Below are 19,268 nucleotides of genomic sequence, written 5' to 3'. Positions count from 1 at the left end.
GCCCGCCGCAGCAACGCAATTTGCAAGTTTCTGCGGCCACACACGGCTGAAACCGGCGAAAGTCAAATCTTTGCACATGCCGATCAGTCAGCCATTTCAGTGGCTTCGAAATTCTTCACGGGAGACGGAAACATACGCGACGGAACTCCTGGATCTCCTATCCCTCCTCGCCGACAATCCGCAGATGGCGCGAGAGCGAGCCGAGATCACACCACCGGTTCGCGTTCATCCGTTTCGCGCCCATCTCGTCATCTACACGGTGAGGGCCGATCGCATCGTCGTGCTTCGCCTTCCGCGGGCGAGCCGCGAGTGGCAAAGGCTGCTTCAGCCGTGAAGCAAACGGGGACCCGAAAGTTGCGGCGAGCGTGACGACCTGACTCATGTCCGCCCTTGAGCTCGCTCGAAGATGCGCGAATATGCGGGAAGGTGAAAGCCTGCAAAGGCTCCCCCTCACCCCACCTCCTGCGCCAGCAGCGCGTCCGTAAACGCCACCAGCCCCGGCCGCCGGTCCCGCCGCAGCCGTTCCGCGGCGATGATCGCCCGCACCGCCTGGAAGGCCCGGTCGAGGTCGTCGTTGACGACGACGTAATCGTAGTCCCGCCAGCGGGCGATCTCGACCTTGGCGTTGTTGAGGCGGATGGCGATGGTCTCGGCACTGTCCTCGGCGCGGCGCAGGAGCCGGGTCTTCAGCTCCTCCATCGAGGGCGGCAGGATGAAGATCGAGACGACGTCGGCGCCGGCCTTTTCCTGCAGCTGCAGGGCGCCCTGATAGTCGATGTCGAAGAGCATGTCCCGGCCCTCGCGCATCGCCTTTTCGGCGGGCGCGCGGGGGGTGCCGTAGAAATTGCCGTGCACCTCGGCCCATTCGAGCAGGCCCTCGCCGGCGCGCAGGAACTCGAACTCCTCCCGGTCGACGAAGCGATAATGCACGCCGTCGATCTCGCTGGTGCGGCGCTTGCGCGTCGTTACCGACACCGACAGCGAGAAGCTCGGATCGAATTCGAGAAGATTGCGGGCGATCGTCGACTTGCCCGCCCCCGAGGGCGAGGAGAGGACCAGCATGATGCCGCGGCGGGCAATGTCCGGCGTCGAGCCGAGGTCGGGCGAAAGGGTCATTCGATGTTCTGTACCTGCTCGCGGAACTGGTCGACGAGGACCTTGAGATCGAGCCCGATCGCCGTCAGCGAGGCCGCGTTGGACTTCGAGCAGATGGTATTCGATTCGCGGTGAAATTCCTGTGAAAGGAAGTCGAGCCGCCGGCCGATCACGCCGCCGGCGTCGAGCAGCGCCCCGGCCGCCGCCAGATGCGCCCTGAGCCGATCGATCTCCTCGCGGATGTCGGCCCGCGCGGCGAGGATTGCCGCCTCCTGATGCAGCCGGGCCTGGTCGAGGCCCTCGCTCGCCGCGATCAGCGCCTCGACCTGATCTTTCAGGCGCCTGGCGATCGCTTCCGTGGTGCGCGCCGGATCGCGGTCGGCCTGCTCGACGAGGCTGCCGATCTCGGCAAGACGTTCGGCAAGGACGCTGTGCAGCGCCGCTCCTTCTTCGCGTCGCGTTTCCTCCAGCCGCGCCAGCGCCGCGCCGAACCCGTCTACGACCGCGGCGTCACGTGCCTCGGATGCCGTCTCGTCAAGCGCCTCCTCGGCGACGTCGATCAGACCCTTGATGGCGAGAAGCCCGTCGGCCGTCGGCGGCGCGGCATGGCCGTCGGCGACGAGACGGCTCGACATGGCCAGAATCTTCGCCAGCATCTCCTCATTGACGACGAGGGCCGGAACGCCGGCCTCGCGCCGCCATTGCAGGCTGGCCTGGAGATTGCCCCTGGAGACGGTGGCGGCAAGGCGGCGACGGAGGTCGGCTTCGAGATGCTCCATCCCCTGGGGCAGGCGGAAGCGCACGTCGAGCCCCTTGCCGTTGACCGCCCGCAGCTCCCAGACGAAGCTGCCCGCCGGCATCTCGACCTCGGCGCGGGCAAAGCCCGTCATGCTCCTGACCGCCATCGCGCGCCCTCTCCGACCAGAACCCTGGCCGGGCAATTCCCGCCGGCCATCGGCATGGATTGGCTCATTGCAGCCTTCGGATCAACCCCGCTGGCCGCAGCCTCCATCACTCGACACCGTCAGTCCCGCCGCTCGGCGCGGGGACTGAGCCTGCGGATTTACCTGCCGCCGCCAGCCGCGATCAGCAGTCGGTGCCGCCCCGCCGTTTCAACCGCCGGAAGCCGAATCGTCCTCGGCGGCCCGCTGGCGCTGCAGCGCCCGGTATTTCGCGACGTTGTTGTTGTGCTCGCGCAGGGAAGGCGCGAAGATATGGCCGCCGGTGCCGTCGGCGACGAAATAGAGATCGTCGGTTTGAAGCGGATGGGCGACGGCTTCGAGCGCCGCCCGGCCGGGATTGGCGATCGGCCCCGGCGGCAGGCCGCGGATCTTGTAGGTGTTGTAGGGCGTCTCGCTGTCCTTGTCCGACTGGGTGACCGGCTGGCCGGAGGGTTTGCCCTCGCCGCCATAGACGCCGTAGAGGAAGGTCGGATCGGAATCGAGCCGCATGCCCTTCTTCAGCCGGTTGATGAACACCGAGGCGACATGCGGCCGTTCGCCGGCGATGCCGGTCTCGCGCTCGACGATCGAGGCGAGCGTGATGAACTGGCCGATGTCCTTGATCGGCAGGTCCGGCTGGCGCCCCTCCCAGATCTCGTTGACGAGCTGGTCCTGCGCGCTCTTCATCTGCCGCACGACCTCCTTGCGGGTGGTGCCGCGCTGGACGAGATAGGTGTCCGGCTTGAGCGTCCCCTCGGGCACCTCGCCGGGCATGTCGCCGGTGAGGAAGTCGGCGGTGGCGATCCGCTCATAGGCCCGATAGACGGTCCAGCCTTCCGGGATCGTCACGGCGTGCATGATCGATTCGCCGCTCTTCAGCTTCTCCATCACCTGGCGCATCGAGGCGCCGGCCGGGAAGGCGTATTCCCCGGCCTTCAACTGACCGCCGGCGCCGGCCAGGCGCACGCCATATTCGAACACCTCGGCACTGGAGACGATGCCCTCGCTCTCCAACCCGCTGGCGATCGAGGAAACGCCCGTCGAGCGCGGAACGACATAGGTCGCCTCCTTGGTCAGCGGCCCCGGCCGGTCGAATTCGCTCTTGCCCCAATAGAGGATCGCGCCCACCGCCAGGGTGACGAACAGACCGGCCGTCAGGCAGAAGTTCAGGAAGATCACCAGCTGGTTGCGGGAATGGCGGGAGCGCTTCGGCGGTTTGGGGGCCGGCGAGGATTGAAATTTTCGGCCGCGCTGGTTCCGACGGTCGTCGCCGCTGCCGTCCGTGTAGTGATCGTTCACCGACATCCCCTCTCGCCCGTCCTCGTCCGCCCGCTCTGGCACCATGCCAATGTGGCAAAACGTCGGACGACGCAAGAAACTCCGCCCGATCCCGCGCGGGCGGCACACTTCAGCATGATGGCGGTGGCGGCACGGCGGCGCTCAGGCGAGCGAGTTGAGATCGACGCGCAGGCGGTCCGGATCGCCGTCGATCCCCAGTGCCGTTTCGAGCTCGGCCTGCGTCCATTCCCAAAGCGGCACGGCGTCGTGGAGAATGTCCCGGCCCGCCTCCGTCAGCGAAAGTCGGCGCAACCGCCGGTCTTTCTCGTCCGGCGAAACCTGGAGAAGCCCCCGCCGCTCCAGCGGCTTCAGATTGGCCGTCAGGGTCGTGCGGTCCATGCCGAGCAGGTCGGCGACGGCCCCCAATGTCGGCGGCTCGGGGCGATTGAGGGACATCAGGATGGAGAACTGGCCGCTCTTCAGGTCGAGCGGCCGGAACGCCTCGTCGAACCTGCGGGCGATCGCTCGGGCCGCCCGCTGGCTGTGCAGGCACAGGCAATTGTCGCGCACCTTGATGGTGATCGAGAACGGGATGGCCTTCGAGGGATCGGCAGGCGAATCATTTCGGTTTGACATGGGTCATTTACGTTGATATCAACCTTTCTGTCCAGTTCGGAATTGGGAGGTTCCAGTGCAAGACGCTTCGATCCAGGATGCCCCGATCATCGTCACCGCCTATGACTGGGTGCCGCCCTTCGCCCAGGGCCATGTCCGCGACCTCCGGGTGCGCTGGGCGCTGAACGAGGCGAAGCTGCCCTACGAGGCCCGGCTGATCGACCACCAGCAGAAGACCGAACCGGAGCATCTCGCCCGCCAGCCCTTCGCCCAGGTTCCGGCGATCGACATGGAAGGCGGCTCGATGTTCGAGTCCGGCGCGATCGTCTGGACCATCGCCGAGGCGAGCGACAACCTTCTGCCGCAGGACGCGGCCGGGCGTCGCCATGCCCTGACCTGGACGTTCGCCGCGCTCAACACCGTCGAGCCCGTGGTGTCCCGCCTGGCCGAGGTCGCCTTCTTCCTCGACGACGAGGAGCTGAAGGCGAAGCTGCGTCCCCGCGCCGTCGCGGCGGTCGAGACGCGCCTCGCCCAACTGCAGGCGGCGCTCGGCGACCGCGAGTTCCTGCTCGGCCCGTTCTTCGCGCCGGACATCTTGATGGCGACGGTGCTGCGCGACCTCGGCCACAGCGACATTCTCTCCCGCTATCCGGCGCTTGCGGCCTATCTCGAGCGCTGTCTTGCCCGGCCGGCCTTCGAACAGGCGCTGGGCGAGCAGATCAAGGCGTTTTCCGAAAACGCCCACCGCTACGAACGCGCCGCCTGATCGCCCCAACCCTGCCGCCCGGCCTCCGCAGCAAGGAGACGAAAGATGAGCGAGACCAGCTTGCGGCCGGCGGCCGAACTCGCCCGGCTCGATCCAAGGCAGTTCCCCAACGAGAGCCCCGCCTATCGCGAGGCCCGCACCGAGCTTCTCGCCGAGGAGATCGAGCTGAGGCGTCATCTCGCCCGGGTGGCGGCGCTGCGGCGGGCGCTGCCGCCGGGCGGCGAGGTCATGCGCGACTATCGCTTCGCCGGCGGAGAGGGCGAGGTCGGCCTCGCCGATCTCTTCGGCCCGCACGACACGCTCGTCCTCTACAGCTTCATGTACGGGCCGCAGCGCCGGGACGTCTGTCCGATGTGCGCGGCGACGATGAGCGCCTGGGATGGCGAGGCCCCGCATATCGAGCGCCGCGTCGCCTTCGCCATGGTCGCCCGCTCGCCGATCGTGCGGATCCTGGGCCTTGCCGAGGAGCGCGGCTGGCGGAACCTGAAGCTCTATGGCGACCCGTCCGGCGACTACACGGCGGACTATGTCGGCGAGCGCGATAGCGACATGCCGGCCTACAACGTGTTTTCGCGCCGGGACGGGACGATCCGGCATTTCTGGGCGGCCGAAGGCGGCATGGAGATCGCCGATCCCGGCCAGGACCCGCACATGGCCCCGGACCTCAATCCGCTCTGGACCATCCTCGACACGACGCCGGGCGGACGCGGCACCGACTGGTATCCGAGCCTTCGCTACTGATCCGGCAGAGAGTGCCGCGAGAGAGGAATTTCGATGCGCAAGATCGTGGCCGGGCTGTTCCAGTCCCTCGACGGCGTCGTCCAGGCGCCGGGCGGCCCAAACGAGGACGAGAGCGGCGGCTTCGCCTTCGGCGGCTGGGGCGTGCCGCATTTTGACGAAACGGTCATGGGCTTCATGGGAGAGGTCTTCACCGGCTCCTTCGACCTGCTGCTCGGTCGGAAAACCTACGACATCTTCGCCGGACACTGGCCGCGGGTCGAAAACGACCCCTTCGCCGATGCCTTGAACAGCGCGGCGAAATACGTGCTGACCTCCTCGCAAGAGCCACTCGCCTGGCAGAATTCCCACCGCCTGGAGAGCTTCGAGGCCGTCGCCACGTTGAAGAAGGCCGAAGGGCCCGATCTCATCGTCCAGGGATCGAGCACGATCTATCCGGGCCTGATCGAGAACGGTCTGATCGACCGGCTGTTTCTCCTCACCTTCCCGATCATCCTCGGCAGCGGCAAGCGGGCGCTTCCCGGCGCCATGCCGGCCGCCTTCCGAATGATCGATCACCGGGTCGCGAAGAGTGGCGTGATCATCGCCGTCTATGAACCGTCCGGCCCAGTCGAAACCGGCTCCTTCGCGCTCGAGGATTGACGGCCATGCTGCAGCTCTTCGCCCATCCTTTCTCCTCCTACTGCCAGAAGGTGCTGATCGCGCTCTACGAGAACGACACGGCCTTCGAATTCCGCATGCTCGGCCCCGATGCGCCCGATGCCTTCGGCCAGCTGAAGTCGCACTGGCCGATCGGCAAGTTCCCGATGCTGCTCGACGACGGCCGGCCGGTCAGCGAGGCCTCGATCATCATCGAGCACTTGGCGCTGCATCATCCCGGCCCCGCCCGGCTGATCCCGGAAGACCCGAAGGCGGCGCTGGAGGTCCGCTTCTGGGACCGCGTCTTCGACAACTACATCGCGACGCCCCAACAGAAGCTCGTCTCCGACGCTCTTCGCCCGGAAGGCTCGCGCGACCCCTACGGCGTCGAACGCGCCGGAGCGATGCTCGACACCGCCTATGTCCATCTCGACCGGCACATGCAGGGCCGAGAATGGGTGGCGGGGACGAGTTTTTCCCTCGCGGACTGCGCCGCCGCGCCGCAGCTCTTCTATGCCGACTGGACCCATCCGCTCGGCGACCGCTTTCCGGCCGTCACCGCCTATCGCCGGCGGCTGAACGCCCGGCCCTCCTTTGCCCGCTGCATCGAGGAGGCCCGGCCCTACCGCCCGCTCTTTCCCCTCGGCGCGCCGGATCGGGACTGAACTCGTCGGAAATAGCCAGGCGCTCTGCCAGACCCTCTGAAGGACGACACCCATGGCCAGCCTTGCCTTCCCGAACGAAAGCCATGCCTATCGCGAAGCGCGCGACCGGTTGCTTCAGGCCGAGATTGCGCTGCGCCGCCAGATCGAGAATGTCGCCGAGCAAAGACGGGCGCTGCCGCAGGGCGGCGCGGTCCCAGAGGACTACGTCTTCGAATGGATCGGCCCCCACCTGCGGCCCGAGCCCGTTCGCATGTCGGAGCTTTTCGGTGGGCATCCGACCCTCATCCTCTACAGCTTCATGTACGGACCCGACCGGGACCAACCGTGCCCAGGCTGCACCCATCTCCTCGACGGCCTCGATGGCGCGGCGCGGCACGTCGGAGCGCGGACGAACCTCTTCATCGTCGCGAAGTCGCCGATCGCAAGGCTTTCGGCCTTGGCGCACCGGCGCGGCTGGGCGCATCTGAAATTCCTCTCCACCGCCGGGAATTCCTATGCCGCCGACTATTTCGGCGACACGAGCCAACTCTCGGCCGAGATGCGCCGCTCCCACGCCGTCCCCGACGGCAAGAACTGGGACGAGACGATCTTCAACGTCTTCGAGCGGGACGGCAGCATCATCCGCCACGTCTGGGCGAGCGAGCTCGCCTATCAGCCGTCGGAGCCGGGCCAGCACCACCGTGCCGGCGACCTCGTCGATCCGCTATGGGGGCTGCTCGACATGACACGCGAGGGGCGAGGAGACTTCTTCCCGAGCGTCGGCGACTGATCCGTTCGGCCTGCCGCCACCGAGCTTTCTTAAAACAGCCAGCATCGAGATGTCTCTCATGAGCCAGAAGATCTTCGTCAATCTCCCCGTCACCGACGTCAAGCGCTCCACCGCCTTCTACGAAGCGCTCGGCGCGACGAAGAACGAACGGTTTTCCAATGAGACGACCTCCGGAATGGTGATCTCGGAGACCATTCACGTCATGCTGCTCTCCCACGAGCGCTGGCGGGACTTCACGACGAAGACGATTCCCGACGCCAGGGCGAGCGCCCAGATGCTGCTCTGCCTGATGCTGGAGAGCCCCGCGGCCTGCGACGACGCCGTGGAGGCGGCGGTTGCGGCCGGCGGCACGGCCGATCCGACGCCGAAGCAGGATTACGGCTTCATGTACGGCCGCTCCTACGAGGATCCGGACGGGCACATCTGGGAAGTCGCCTGGATGGATCTCGCCGCGATGGAAAAGGCCATGGCCGAAAGCGGCCCGGCGGCAGGCTGAACCACGAGCCGGCAGCAAGACCGGCAATCCTCCCGTCATATCCCACAGCCGAAAGGGCGAATTCGATGAGCTATATCCAAGGCTTCGTGACGGCCGTTCCAACTGCCGGGCGCGCCGCGTTCGAGGAGCATGCCCGCAAGGCGGCGGCGCTGATGCGCGAATTCGGCGCAAGCCGCGTCGTCGATGCCTGGGGCGTCGACGTTCCCGACGGCAAGGTCAACGACTTCAAGGGCGCCGTCGCGGCGAAGGCGGACGAGACCGTCTGTTTCGGCTGGATGGAGTTTCCCGACGCGGCGGCGGCCAAGGCCTGTTTCGACAAGATGATGTCGGACCCACGCATGCGCGAACTCGGCGACATGCCCTTCGACGGCAAACGCATGATATTCGGCGGCTTCGAGCCGCTGATGGACGAGGGCGCGGCCGTCGAGGGCGGCTTCGTCGACGGCTTCGTCATTCCCGTCCCTGCGGGCAAGCGCGAAGCCTTCCGGGACATGGCGCTGACCGCCTGGCCGATGTTCCGCGACCACGGGGCGAGGCGGGACGTCGAAGCCTGGGGTGTCGACGTGCCGCGCGGGCAGGTGACCGACTTCTTCCGGGCCGCCCATGCCGAGGACGGCGAGAACGTCATCTTTGCCTTTCTCGAATGGCCCGACAAGGAGACCCGCGACGCCGGCATGAAGGCGGTGATGGAAGACGAGCGGATGGCGACGATGCCGCCCGAAATGCCCTTCGACGGCAAGCGCATGATCTTCGCCGGCTTCGAGGTCATCTGACGGGCCCGCGAACCGCGCCCCGGGCCTTCGGCGGATTGCCTGCATCCGGCCGAATGGCGCGACCCTCCACGAGCAGGCATCGACTTCAAAAATCCGGCCGAAGGAGGCCCTGTCATGCCCAACGTTCACGGCACGCCGATCTGGTACGAGCTTCTGACCAGCGATCAGGACGCCGCCCAGAAATTCTACGCCGAGGTCCTCGGCTGGACGGTCGAGAGGCCCGAGATGGGACCGCCCGGCGTCGACTACCGCGTCGGCTCGGCCGAGGACGGGCCGGTCGGCGGCATCATGAGGATGCCGGACGGCGCGCCGATGCCGCCGACATGGCTGATTTATTTCGGCGTGGACGACGTCGACGCCGCGGTGGAGAAGGCGCAAGGCCTCGGTGCCGTTGTCCACATTCCTCCGATGGACATTCCGGACGTCGGCCGGATGGCCTTTCTCGCCGACCCACAGGGCGTGATGTTCTACGTCATGCGCGGCTCCTCGAATGAAGAGAGCCGCGCCTTCCAGGACGGCATGACCGCCCTTCCCGGCAACGGCGTCTGGAACGAACTCACCGCGCCGGACCAGAGCGGCGCCATCGCTTTTTACGGCGCGCTTCTCGGCCTGAGGCAGGACGGCGCCATGCCGATGGGCGAGCTCGGCGACTATGCCTTCTGGTTCGCCGGCGAAACGCGCATCGGCGCCGTCATGCCGCAGCCGCCCGGCGCCCCGGCGGGCTGGTTCGTCTATTTCTCCGTCGACGACATCGATGCCGCGCATCGAAGGCTGGAGGCTGCCGGTGGCAAGGCGCTGCACGGTCCGAGCGAGGTTCCAGGCGGCATCTTCGCCATCGGATCGGCCGATCCGCAAGGCGCCCGCTTCGGCCTCGTCGGCCCCCGCAAGAAGGTCTGAAGCTCATGGCGACGGAAACCAAGGACGCGATCGCCACCTGCCTCTGGTTCGACGAGAACGGCGAGGAGGCCGCGCGCTTCTACGTCGATCTCTTCCCCGGCTCCTCGATCGACCGGATCATGCATGCGCCGGGGGACTATCCCTCGGGCTCTGCCGGCAACGTCCTGATGATCGACTTCACCCTCTTCGGCCGGCGCTTCCAGGCGCTGAACGGCGGACCGAACTTCACCTTCAGCGAGGCGATCTCGCTGTCGATCGACTGCGACGGCCAGGACGAGGTCGACCGCTATCACGACGCCTTGTCGGCGCATCCCGAGAACGAGGCCTGCGGTTGGGTGAAGGACCGTTTCGGCCTGTCCTGGCAGGATCGTCCCGCGCATCCTGCCGACGCTCCTCTGCGATCCGGACCGGGCGAAGGCCAAGCGGGTGATGGAGGCGATGATGACGATGAGGAAGATCGACGTCGCAGCGATCGAGCGGGCCGCGAAGGGCCGAACCGCGCAGGAATGACCGCGACGGACGAGAACGCCGATGCATCGACATCGCAGAAAAGGGCAAGGCATCGAAGCTTCGTCATCCCGGGCTTGACCCGGGGCCCGTTTGTCTGCCCTGGAACCAGCCAATCGCACCAGAAGATTCAACGACTTCGGATTGATCTGTCGCTGCGGCGTCGATGATTTGGAATGGATCGGCTCGGGGCCGGGATGACGAAGCTTCGATCTTCGCGACCTTCATTCGGCGCGCGTCTCGCCAGCACGAGACTGCCGACGAAACACCGGACAAGATGTGGGAATGCGGTCGGCCATGCCCCTGGACAAAACGGGGCGCCACCCTTCCAGGCAGCGCCCCTCCAATCACTCAGCCGTCGGGCCTTGAGGCCGGTTCGTCAGCCGTTCGAAGCCAAGAGAAAGTCCGGCAGTTCGCCCTGCGGCTCGCCGTCGTCGTCGTCGTCCGACTTCTTGGCGCGCGTCGTCCGCCGGCGCTTCGGCTTTTCCTCGCCCTCGGCATCCGCCTTGGGCTTGCGGCGCGCCGCCGGCTTCTTCGCCGGGGTCTCGGCTTGCGCTTCGGGCGAAACAGCCGCTTCCGGGGAAGCTCTCGTCTCGACCACGCTTTCCGTCGCCGTCGCCTCGCTCACCGCCTCGGCCTCGTTGCCGGTGGCCTTGTCGGCCAGTCGCGGCCGACGGGTGCGGGTCCGGCGCTTGGCGCGGTTCTGGGTCTCTTCGAGCGCTTCCGCCGCGGTCATCGAGACCGCCCCTTCGGCCTGCTCGGCATTGCCGCCCTGGCGGGCTGCCTCGCCGGAGCGGTCGGCGTTCCGGGCGCCGCGCCGATCATCGCGGTGGCGGTCGTCGGACCTGCCGCGCCCTTCCGCGGCGGCGCCTTGGCCGTTGGCCGAATGGCCGTCGGTCTCGTCACGCACCATCACCGGCTGCGGGCCGCTGCCGGCGGGCGGGTTGCGGTCGCGGCGCTGGCTGCCATCGCGCTGGCTACCTTCGCGCTGGCCGCCACGCTCGCCGCTATCGTCGCGGCCGCGCTGGTTGTTGTCGCGATTGCGGTCGCGGCCGCCGCCATTGCCGCCGTCGCGGTTGCCGTTCTGCTGGTCGCGGCCGGCGTTCTGCTGAAAGCGGCGATCGCGATCGTTCCGGTCGCCGGCGTCGCCGCGGTCGGTGCGATTGTAGTTGCCGTTGTAATTGACGTCGTCGAAACCCTCCTCGTCGTCCTCGGCGTCGCTTTCGCGCACGTCGCGGTCGTCGCGGGGCTGCTGGAACTGCGCCTGGGCGGCGGCGATGATCCGGTTGTAGTGCTCGGCGTGCTGAAGATAGTTTTCCGCCATGACTCGGTCGCCGGCGGCGGAGGCGTCGCGCGCCAGCATCGAGTATTTCTCGGCGACATGCTGGGCGGAGCCGCGGATCTTGACGTCAGGGCCGTTCGACTCGTAGTTGCGCGAAAGCGGGTTGGGGCCTTTGCGCCCACGACCGCGCATACGGTTCTTCTGCTGCTGTCCTGGCCTCATGCTCTTCCTGTCTCTTGGTGTCGGGAGCATCCCACGGGATTCTCCGTCTTGGGAGCGTGTAACGTGCCCCGAACGCGGCTGCCGATTGATGTCGGGCCGGCGATGGAAATTTTCTAATTTCGGCTTCGACTGGCGATCCGAACTGCCAGCATCACGGACGGCCATTCGGCCATCTCGAGCATCTCCCGGCTCTGCCGCGTGAGATGTCCCCCTCGATTGCTCCGTTACGTGCCTGACAATAGAGATGAAACCCCCGCGCTACAAGCCTTAATTCCCCACGATAGCGAATCCTCCTGCAAGAAGACGGGCTTCGCGAAAGCTTCGGTCACGACGGTGCCGACCGCATGGCCAGGACCCGCTCGATCCCGGAGAGGTCGTTCGTCCGGCCAAGACCGGCAAACCCGCGCGCCGCGAAAATCGCCTCGACATCGGCCGCCTGGCCGAGCCCGATCTCGACGATGACGGCGGCGCCGGGGGAAAGCAGCCGGGCCGCGCCATCCGAAATCTCGCGATAGGCGTTAAGCCCGTCCGGCCCACCGTCCAGCGCCAGCATGGGATCGTGCCGGCGCACGGCAAGCGCGAGTCCGTCGATGTCCCCGCTCGGAATGTAGGGCGGGTTGGACAGGACGAGGTCGAACGCCCCACCGAGCGCCGACAGGTGATTGCAAACGACGGGAAGGAACCGCTCGCCGACGCCGGCCGTCTCGGCGTTGCGCCTCGCCGTCGCCAGCGCCCCGGGCGAAACGTCGATCGCGACGGCCCTTGCGCGGTCGTAGAGGGCGAGCAGCGAAACGGCGATCACCCCGGACCCGGTGCCGACATCGGCGAACAGGCATTCGCCCCGCGCGGCGATCGCCGCCTCGACGAAGGGACGGGCCACCTCGACGAGGATTTCCGTTTCGGGTCGGGGCTCCAGCGTCTCCGCCGACAGCGCGAATTCGTGCTCGTAGAAGGCCCGGCGACCGATGATCCGGTGCACCGGCTCGCCGGCGATCCGCCGGGCAAGGAGGCCGGCCAGGCGTTCGGCGGCGGACGGTTCGACCACCTGTCCACTGGCACGGTGGACCTCGGTGGGTGGCAGGCCCACCGCTTCGGCGGTGAGCAGCCTGGCATCGAGATCGGGGGTCGAAATCTCAGGCGGTCGTCCCTCGCCATCGGCGGAACCGGCGCGCGCGGCATCACGCAGACACTGTGCCGCCGAGCGGTAGAGATCGCCGAGCCGGGCGCGCGTTCCCTCTGCGCCGGCATTCGCCGGCGTCTGAGGTCTCGCGGCGTCGTCGTGCTCGTCGTTCCCGTTCATCCGGCGCGTCTCATCGCCTCGCCTCACATGCCCTCGTCGACGCCGACGGCGGCCAGCAGACGCGCCTGGTGATCGGCGATCAGCGCCTCGACCAGTTCGTCCATCTCGCCCTCGATCACCCGATCGAGCTTGTAGAGCGTCAGGTTAATGCGGTGGTCGGTCACCCGGCCTTGCGGGAAGTTGTAGGTGCGGATCCGCTCCGACCGGTCGCCGGATCCGACCTGGCTCTTGCGGGCGGCGGAGCGCTCGTCGTCGGCCTTCTGGCGCTCCATGTCGAACAGCTTGGCCTTCAGCACCTGCATCGCCCGGGCGCGGTTCTGATGCTGGGACTTTTCCGAGGAGGTGACGACGATACCCGTTGGAAGGTGGGTGATGCGCACCGCCGAATCGGTGGTGTTGACGTGCTGGCCGCCGGCGCCGGACGCGCGCATGGTGTCGATGCGGATGTCCTCGGCCCTGACGTCGACGTCGATGTCCTCGGCCTCGGGCAGCACCGCGACGGTGGCGGCGGAGGTGTGGATGCGGCCGCCCGATTCGGTCTCCGGGACGCGCTGCACCCGGTGGACGCCGGATTCGAACTTCAGCCGCGAGAAGACGCCCCGGCCCTTGATCGCCGCGATCACCTCCTTGTAGCCGCCCACTTCGCCCTCGCTGGCGGACAGGACTTCGAGCTTCCAGCGGTTGAGTTCGGCATAGCGCTGATACATGCGGAAGAGGTCGCCGGCGAAGAGGCCGGCTTCCGAGCCGCCCGTTCCCGCCCGGATTTCCAGGATCGCGCCCTTCTCGTCGGCGGCGTCCTTGGGCAGGAGCAGGAGGCGGATTGCCTGGGTCAGTTGCTCGATCTTTTCCTTCAGGCTGTCGATCTCGAGTTCGGCGAGCTCGCGCATCTCCCGATCGGCCGCAGGGTCGGCGAGCAGCGCGCGGGTGCCCTTCAGCTCCTCCTCGGCACGGCGATAGTCGCCGATCGCGGCATTGACGTCCTCGAGCCCGGCATATTCCGCCGCGAGCTTGGAATAGACCTCGTGTTCGGGCCCCTTCGCCATCTCCCGTTCGAGGGTGGCGAAGCGATTCTGGATTTCGTTCAACGTGGCGTTCGGCAGAGTTGCCATGATATCCGGTTCGATGCTGTCGGTGGGGGCGATGCCCCGTCAAGAGGGCCGGCGATAGCGCCGCGGCCGAAGATCGGCAAGCCGCGAAGGATCCGGCCGGCGGGTCCAGGGACCGTCCGGACGCTAATATGGGATCCGGTGGCGCTCGGCGAAATCCTTCAGGAAACCCCGCGCCGATCCCGCCTCGTTCGGGTCGTCGAGGAGCTCGGCGAACTCGTCGCGAAGCTTTTGCGCGTCGAGTTCGAGCAACATGGCCTTGACCGGCCCGATCGAGGGCGGCGCCATTGAGATGCTGCGAAAGCCGAGGCCGATCAAGGCCATCGCCGAAAGCGGCCTTCCGGCCATCTCGCCGCAGAGCGATACCGGCACGCCGTGGCGCTCGCCGGCGAGCGCCACGTCCCGCAGCGCCCGCAGGAACGGCACGGACAGGTCGTCGTAACGCGTCGCCACGTTCGCATTGCCGCGATCGACGGCGAAGAAGAACTGGAAGAGATCGTTCGACCCGATCGAGACGAAGTCGAGCATGCCCATCAACGGATCGAGCTGGTAGAGCAGCGAGGGCACCTCCAGCATCGCCCCGAGCTGCAGTTCCTTCGGCCGCGTATAGCCGAAGCGCTCCAGATGCTGAAGCTCACGGTCGATCAACGAACGCGCCGCGTCGATTTCGGCAAGATCGGTGACCATCGGGAACATGATCTTGACGTTGCGCCCGGTAGCCGCCTTCAGAAGCGCGCGCAACTGGGTGCGCAGGAGGCCCGGCCGATCGAGGGCGAGGCGCATCGCTCGGTAGCCCAGCGCCGGGTTCTGCTCGGGCCCGTGGGCGAGATAGGGCAAGAGCTTGTCGCCGCCGACGTCGAGGGTGCGAAAGGTGACGGGCTTTTCGCCCGCCGCGTCGATGACGGCGCGATAAAGCCGCTCCTGATCGCTCGCCCGCGGCATGGTCGAGGCCACCATGAACTGCAGCTCGGTGCGGAACAGGCCGATCCCTTCCGCCCCGGATTCGTCGAGCTGCGGCAGGTCGACGAGGAGACCGGCATTCATCTGCAGGCCGATCGCCGCGCCGTCGCGGGTCTTCGCCGGGACCTCGCGCAGCGAGCGATAGCGCTGCTGGCGTTCGGCGCGAAATCCCAGCTTGTCGGCGAAGAGTTCGTGCACCTCCGGCGGCGGGCGCAGATGCACGTCGCCGCTCTCGCCGTCGACGACGATCGGATCGCCGTTCTCCGACATCGAGACGACGCCCTTGACCTGTCCGGCGACGGGAATGCCGAGCGCCCGCGCGACGATGACGACATGGCTGGTCGCCGCGCCTTCTTCGAGGACGAGGCCTTTGATCTGGCCGCGGTGATAGTCGAGAAGCTCGGCCGCCCCCATGTTGCGGGCGACGACGACGGCGTCGCTCACCGCGTTTCCGGCGCCCGCCTGGCCGATCAGCTGGCGCAGGAGCCGGTTGGCGAGATCGTCGAAATCGTGCAGCCGCTCGCGGATGTAGGGGTCGGTCAGATGCATCATGCGCGCGCGCATGTCCGACTGCACCTTCTCGACCGCCGCCTCGGCGGTGAGGCCGTTGCGCACCGCCTCCTCCAGCCGGCGCACCCAGCCGCGATCCTGGGCGAACTTGCGATAGGTCTCCAGCACCGCCCGGTGCTCGCCCTCGTCGGCGACGTCGCGCCGCGACAGCATGCTCTCGATCGACTGGCGCAGGATCGCCAAAGCCTCGGTGAGGCGGGAGACTTCGCTGTCGACGTCCTCGTTGAACAGGCTGGAAACGATCACCCGCGGCTCGTGCAGGACGACGCGGCCGATGCCGATGCCGTCGCAAAGGGGAAGCCCCTCGAAGCTGACCGGCCGGGTGAGATCGAGGGTGACGCCGGGCCGCGACAAGCCTTCGAGGCCGCCCGCCGCGATCATCTCGGCGATCACCATGGCGACCGTCTCGAACGCCTCCGATTCCTCTTCCGGATAGACCCGGCCCGCCGCCTTGTTCTGGACGACGAGGACGCCGAGCGTCCGCCCGGCCCTCAGCACCGGCACGCCGAGGAACGTCGCGTAGATCTCCTCGCCGGTCTCCGGCAGATAGGTGAAGGCCGGATGGTTCTGGGCGTCGGAGAGATTGAGCGGCCTTGCCGTCGCGGCGATCGTGCCGACCAGGCCCTCGCCGAGCCGCAGCTGCGCCAGGTGGACCGAGCCGGGATTGAGGCCTTCGGTGGCATAGAGTTCGAGCACGCCGTCGGCCCGCAGCACATAAAGCGAGCAGACCTCGGTCTCCATGTGCTTGGCGATCAGCTTGACGATCTGGTCGAGACGCGCCTGCGGCTCCAGGGGCTCGATCATCAGCTCCCGGATGCGGCGCATCAAGACGCGCGGACCTGAGGTGTCGCTCCTGTTCAACCCGGCTTTTCCGTTCTGTGCCGCGGCAGCCACTGCTGCAGCGGCAGACGATGGCGGTTATGCGCTTCGCGTCGAACGCAGTTGATCACACAAACCGCGTTCTCCCAAGCGAAGTGGCGAATTCGCTCCCCTGACGATCAGCTTGGGGGACGACGTGGAGCCAAGCAAGAACCCTGCCGAGCCTCGAACGGCCCCGTGCCGATGCCGGCGACCGCGTTGCTCACGCCTTGTCCAGGCCGTAAACGCCATGCAGCGCCCGGACCGCAAGCTCGGTATAGTCGCCGTCGATCAGGATCGAGATCTTGATCTCGGAGGTGGTGATCGCCTTGATGTTGATGCTGCGGGCGGCGAGCGCCTTGAAGGCGGTGGCGGCGACGCCAGTGTGGCTGCGCATGCCGATGCCGATCACCGAGACCTTGGTCAGGCCCGATTCGCTCTGCAGCGCATCGTAGCGCATCTCGGCCTTGGCCTTCTCGAGCAGCGTGATGGCCTTCTGCAGGTCGCCCGCCGGCACCGTGAAGGTCATGTCGGTGGCGTCGCCCTGCTCGGAGATGTTCTGGACGATCATGTCGACGTTGACGCCGGCATCGGCCAGCGGGCCGAAGATCGCCGCCGCGACGCCCGGCCGGTCCTCGACACGCCGCAGCGAAATCTGCGCCTCGTCCCTGGAATAGGCGATACCGGTTACGACCTGCTGTTCCACGATTTCGTCCTCGTCGCAAATGAGGGTGCCCGGCGGATTGTCGAAGTCGCCCATGCCGGGCGCGTCCGGATCCACGAAGGAGGAGCGCACGAAAGTGCGCACCTTGTGTACCATTGCCAGTTCCACCGAGCGCACCTGCAGCACCTTGGCGCCGAGCGAGGCCATCTCCAGCATCTCCTCGAAGGAGATCTTGGCCATCCGCCGGGCCTTGGGTTCGATCCGCGGGTCGGTGGTGTAGACACCGTCGACGTCGGTGTAGATGTCGCAGCGGTCGGCGGAAATCGCCGCGGCAATGGCGACCGCGCTGGTGTCGGAGCCGCCGCGACCGAGCGTCGCGATGCGGTTGTCCGGGGCGATGCCCTGGAAGCCAGCGACGACGGCAACCTGGCCCTCGGCCTCGAAGCGCCGGACGATCTCGCCGGCGTCGATCTCCTGGATGCGTGCGGCGCCATGGGCGCCATCGGTGCGGATAGGGATCTGCCAGCCCTGCCAGGACCGGGCATTGATCCCCATCTCCTGCAGCGCGATCGCCAAGAGCCCGGCGGTCACCTGCTCGCCCGAGGCGACGATCGCGTCGTACTCACGCGCGTCGTGAATGGGAGAGGCCTCGCGGCACCATCCGACCAGCTCGTTGGTCTTGCCGGCCATCGCCGAGACGACGACGGCGACATGGTGCCCGGCATCGACCTCACGTTTGACATGCCGGGCGACGTTCTGAATGCGGGAAATGTCGCCGACGGATGTTCCGCCGAATTTCAGGACGAGACGGGCCATGAGCTCAGATGGTTCGATTCGTTGAGCGCGGGTTCCGGTTGTAGCCAGTCCCGCATCGTTGGTTGTCGCAAGCGAAGGGCTCGCGCTACCCCTTCAGCGCCGGTTCCCTAGCCGATGGCGGACCGCTGCGCAATCGTCCCCGCGACATCGGCGGCGTTCGGCCTCGCCGCGAATGCGCCACGACGCTTTCCCGGGCCCCGTCGACCGGTCCGCCCGACCGTCCGGCGGACCAAATCCCTCGGCGTTCGCGCCGGCGCAGGCAGCGCTCCCGCCTCCTCCGCGACCCTCCGCCGCCGCAGCCGGCGCTTGACTTCGCCGCCGCAAAGCGAACATCCCGGTGGGCGAAGCGATGAACGGGACGAAACGATGCCGGACGCAACGACGATCGACGCGAACGAGGTGGAGCGCTTTTCGCGCCTTGCCCAGGAATGGTGGAATCCGGCAGGCAAATTCAAGCCGCTGCACAAATTCAATCCGGTCCGGCTCGACTATGTCCGCGAGCAGATGGCGCTCAATTTTTCCCGCGACACGATGCAGCCGAAGCCCTTCGACGGGCTTTCCGTCCTCGACATCGGCTGCGGCGGCGGGCTCATCGCCGAGCCGCTGGCAAGGCTCGGCGCCTCGGTCGTCGGCGCCGACGCGTCCGAGACCAATATCGAAGTGGCCAAGCTCCATGCGAGCGGCTCGGGGCTCGCCATCGACTACCGGGCGACCACGGCGGAGGCGATCGCTGCCGGCGGCGAAACCTTCGACGTCGTGCTGGCCCTCGAGGTGGTCGAGCACGTCGCCGACGTCGATCTGTTCCTCAGCTCCTGCGCCGCCATGGTCAAGCCGGGCGGCCTGCTCTTCGTCGCCACCATCAACCGCACCTTCAAGGCACTCACTTTCGCCATCGTCGGGGCGGAATACGTCCTCGGCTGGCTGCCGAAGGGCACCCACCAGTATTCCAAGCTGGTGCGGCCTCACGAGATCGAGCGGCCGCTGCAGGCGGCCGGCCTTTCCATCCTGGAGGAGACCGGCGTCGTCTATCACCCGCTCGCCGACGAATGGCGCCTCGACCGCGATACCGACGTCAACTACATGATTCTCTCGCGTCGCTCTGAAATATAGACGACGCCCAGGCACTGGCCGAGGCATCCTTGATCTCGGATAAGCTCGTATACCCGAAAGCCTGATATTAATACTGGCTCTTGCGCAGGTTGTGTGGTTTTACGCGGCCAAGAGGAGTCGACGGCGCAAGAGATCGAGGTTCCCACGTCCGTACATTGAGCGCTTGAGAAGTTTGAGCTTGGTGACCTGGCCCTCCGTTTG

20 protein-coding genes are annotated in these 19,268 nt (G+C 67.1%); 11 read left to right on the top strand and 9 right to left on the bottom strand.

Going from position 1 to position 19,268, the window contains the following annotated elements; genetic code table 11:
- Positions 1-334: type II toxin-antitoxin system RelE/ParE family toxin (locus GTK09_RS26190; RefSeq protein WP_312869965.1), on the top strand; the 334-nt coding region annotated here is incomplete at its 5' end.
- A gap of 116 nt (positions 335-450) precedes the next feature.
- Here GTK09_RS26190 and gmk read toward each other — a convergent pair.
- From gmk to GTK09_RS26170, 4 genes are all read right to left on the bottom strand, one after another.
- The gene (gene gmk / locus GTK09_RS26185) at positions 451-1,116 is read right to left on the bottom strand and encodes a guanylate kinase (protein WP_163466350.1); all 666 of its coding nucleotides are present in this window, start codon (positions 1,114-1,116) and stop codon (positions 451-453) included.
- On the bottom strand, positions 1,113-2,000 hold the full coding sequence (locus GTK09_RS26180; RefSeq protein ID WP_163466349.1) for a YicC/YloC family endoribonuclease: 888 nt from the start codon (positions 1,998-2,000) through the stop codon (positions 1,113-1,115). Before GTK09_RS26180 ends, gmk begins: the two co-directional genes overlap by 4 nt.
- Before the next feature lie 207 nt (positions 2,001-2,207).
- Positions 2,208-3,341: an endolytic transglycosylase MltG gene (mltG, locus tag GTK09_RS26175; RefSeq protein ID WP_163466348.1), complete on the bottom strand. Its 1,134-nt coding sequence runs from the start codon at positions 3,339-3,341 to the stop codon at positions 2,208-2,210.
- A 135-nt stretch (positions 3,342-3,476) separates the two neighbouring features.
- Positions 3,477-3,950, bottom strand: a complete 474-nt coding sequence (locus GTK09_RS26170; RefSeq protein ID WP_163466347.1) for a MarR family winged helix-turn-helix transcriptional regulator — start codon at positions 3,948-3,950, stop codon at positions 3,477-3,479.
- Positions 3,951-4,005: 55 nt separating this feature from the next.
- Between GTK09_RS26170 and GTK09_RS26165 the strand changes: the two genes are divergently transcribed.
- From GTK09_RS26165 to GTK09_RS26125, 9 genes are all read left to right on the top strand, one after another.
- Positions 4,006-4,695 (top strand): glutathione S-transferase family protein, encoded by a 690-nt coding sequence (locus tag GTK09_RS26165; protein WP_312869964.1) that lies wholly within the window; start codon positions 4,006-4,008, stop codon positions 4,693-4,695.
- Between the two features lie 45 nt (positions 4,696-4,740).
- Positions 4,741-5,436 carry a DUF899 family protein gene (locus GTK09_RS26160; protein ID WP_163466346.1) on the top strand — a complete coding sequence of 232 codons (696 nt, stop codon included), beginning with the start codon at positions 4,741-4,743 and terminating at the stop codon, positions 5,434-5,436.
- A gap of 33 nt (positions 5,437-5,469) precedes the next feature.
- Complete coding sequence (locus GTK09_RS26155) at positions 5,470-6,075, top strand: dihydrofolate reductase family protein (protein WP_163466345.1); 606 nt, start codon at positions 5,470-5,472, stop codon at positions 6,073-6,075.
- A 5-nt stretch (positions 6,076-6,080) separates the two neighbouring features.
- Complete coding sequence (locus GTK09_RS26150; RefSeq protein WP_163466344.1) at positions 6,081-6,737, top strand: glutathione S-transferase family protein; 657 nt, start codon at positions 6,081-6,083, stop codon at positions 6,735-6,737.
- A 52-nt stretch (positions 6,738-6,789) separates the two neighbouring features.
- Positions 6,790-7,506, top strand: a complete 717-nt coding sequence (locus tag GTK09_RS26145) for a DUF899 family protein (protein ID WP_163466343.1) — start codon at positions 6,790-6,792, stop codon at positions 7,504-7,506.
- 58 nt (positions 7,507-7,564) lie between these two features.
- Positions 7,565-8,002, top strand: a complete 438-nt coding sequence (locus GTK09_RS26140) for a VOC family protein (RefSeq protein WP_163466342.1) — start codon at positions 7,565-7,567, stop codon at positions 8,000-8,002.
- Between the two features lie 65 nt (positions 8,003-8,067).
- A complete protein-coding gene (locus GTK09_RS26135) occupies positions 8,068-8,775 on the top strand; it encodes a DUF1428 domain-containing protein (RefSeq protein WP_163466341.1) in 708 nt (235 codons plus the stop codon).
- A gap of 114 nt (positions 8,776-8,889) precedes the next feature.
- Entirely contained in the window at positions 8,890-9,672 is a 783-nt protein-coding gene (locus GTK09_RS26130) for a VOC family protein (RefSeq protein WP_163466340.1), read from the top strand.
- A gap of 5 nt (positions 9,673-9,677) precedes the next feature.
- Positions 9,678-10,349 (top strand): VOC family protein, encoded by a 672-nt coding sequence (locus GTK09_RS26125; RefSeq protein ID WP_376768056.1) that lies wholly within the window; start codon positions 9,678-9,680, stop codon positions 10,347-10,349.
- A 209-nt stretch (positions 10,350-10,558) separates the two neighbouring features.
- On the opposite strand, the gene GTK09_RS26120 is transcribed toward GTK09_RS26125, so the two are convergent.
- The 5 genes from GTK09_RS26120 to GTK09_RS26100 all read right to left on the bottom strand — a co-directional run bounded on the left by GTK09_RS26120 (position 10,559) and on the right by GTK09_RS26100 (position 17,957).
- Positions 10,559-11,683: a DUF4167 domain-containing protein gene (locus GTK09_RS26120; protein ID WP_163466339.1), complete on the bottom strand. Its 1,125-nt coding sequence runs from the start codon at positions 11,681-11,683 to the stop codon at positions 10,559-10,561.
- Between the two features lie 325 nt (positions 11,684-12,008).
- On the bottom strand, positions 12,009-12,983 hold the full coding sequence (prmC, locus tag GTK09_RS26115; RefSeq protein WP_163466338.1) for a peptide chain release factor N(5)-glutamine methyltransferase: 975 nt from the start codon (positions 12,981-12,983) through the stop codon (positions 12,009-12,011).
- Between the two features lie 23 nt (positions 12,984-13,006).
- On the bottom strand, positions 13,007-14,092 hold the full coding sequence (gene prfA / locus GTK09_RS26110) for a peptide chain release factor 1 (protein WP_163466337.1): 1,086 nt from the start codon (positions 14,090-14,092) through the stop codon (positions 13,007-13,009).
- Between the two features lie 123 nt (positions 14,093-14,215).
- Positions 14,216-16,423, bottom strand: a complete 2,208-nt coding sequence (gene ptsP / locus GTK09_RS26105) for a phosphoenolpyruvate--protein phosphotransferase (RefSeq protein ID WP_246218146.1) — start codon at positions 16,421-16,423, stop codon at positions 14,216-14,218.
- 277 nt (positions 16,424-16,700) lie between these two features.
- Entirely contained in the window at positions 16,701-17,957 is a 1,257-nt protein-coding gene (locus GTK09_RS26100) for an aspartate kinase (protein ID WP_163466336.1), read from the bottom strand.
- 366 nt (positions 17,958-18,323) lie between these two features.
- Here GTK09_RS26100 and ubiG point away from each other — a divergent pair, with 366 nt between their 5' ends.
- Positions 18,324-19,067: a bifunctional 2-polyprenyl-6-hydroxyphenol methylase/3-demethylubiquinol 3-O-methyltransferase UbiG gene (ubiG, locus tag GTK09_RS26095; protein ID WP_163466335.1), complete on the top strand. Its 744-nt coding sequence runs from the start codon at positions 18,324-18,326 to the stop codon at positions 19,065-19,067.
- Positions 19,068-19,268 lie beyond the last annotated feature (201 nt).

The sequence above is a fragment of the Jiella pacifica genome (assembly GCF_010500815.1).
In the GTDB taxonomy this organism is placed as follows: domain Bacteria; phylum Pseudomonadota; class Alphaproteobacteria; order Rhizobiales; family Rhizobiaceae; genus Jiella; species Jiella pacifica.
This window is presented reverse-complemented; position numbering and strand designations above follow the sequence as displayed.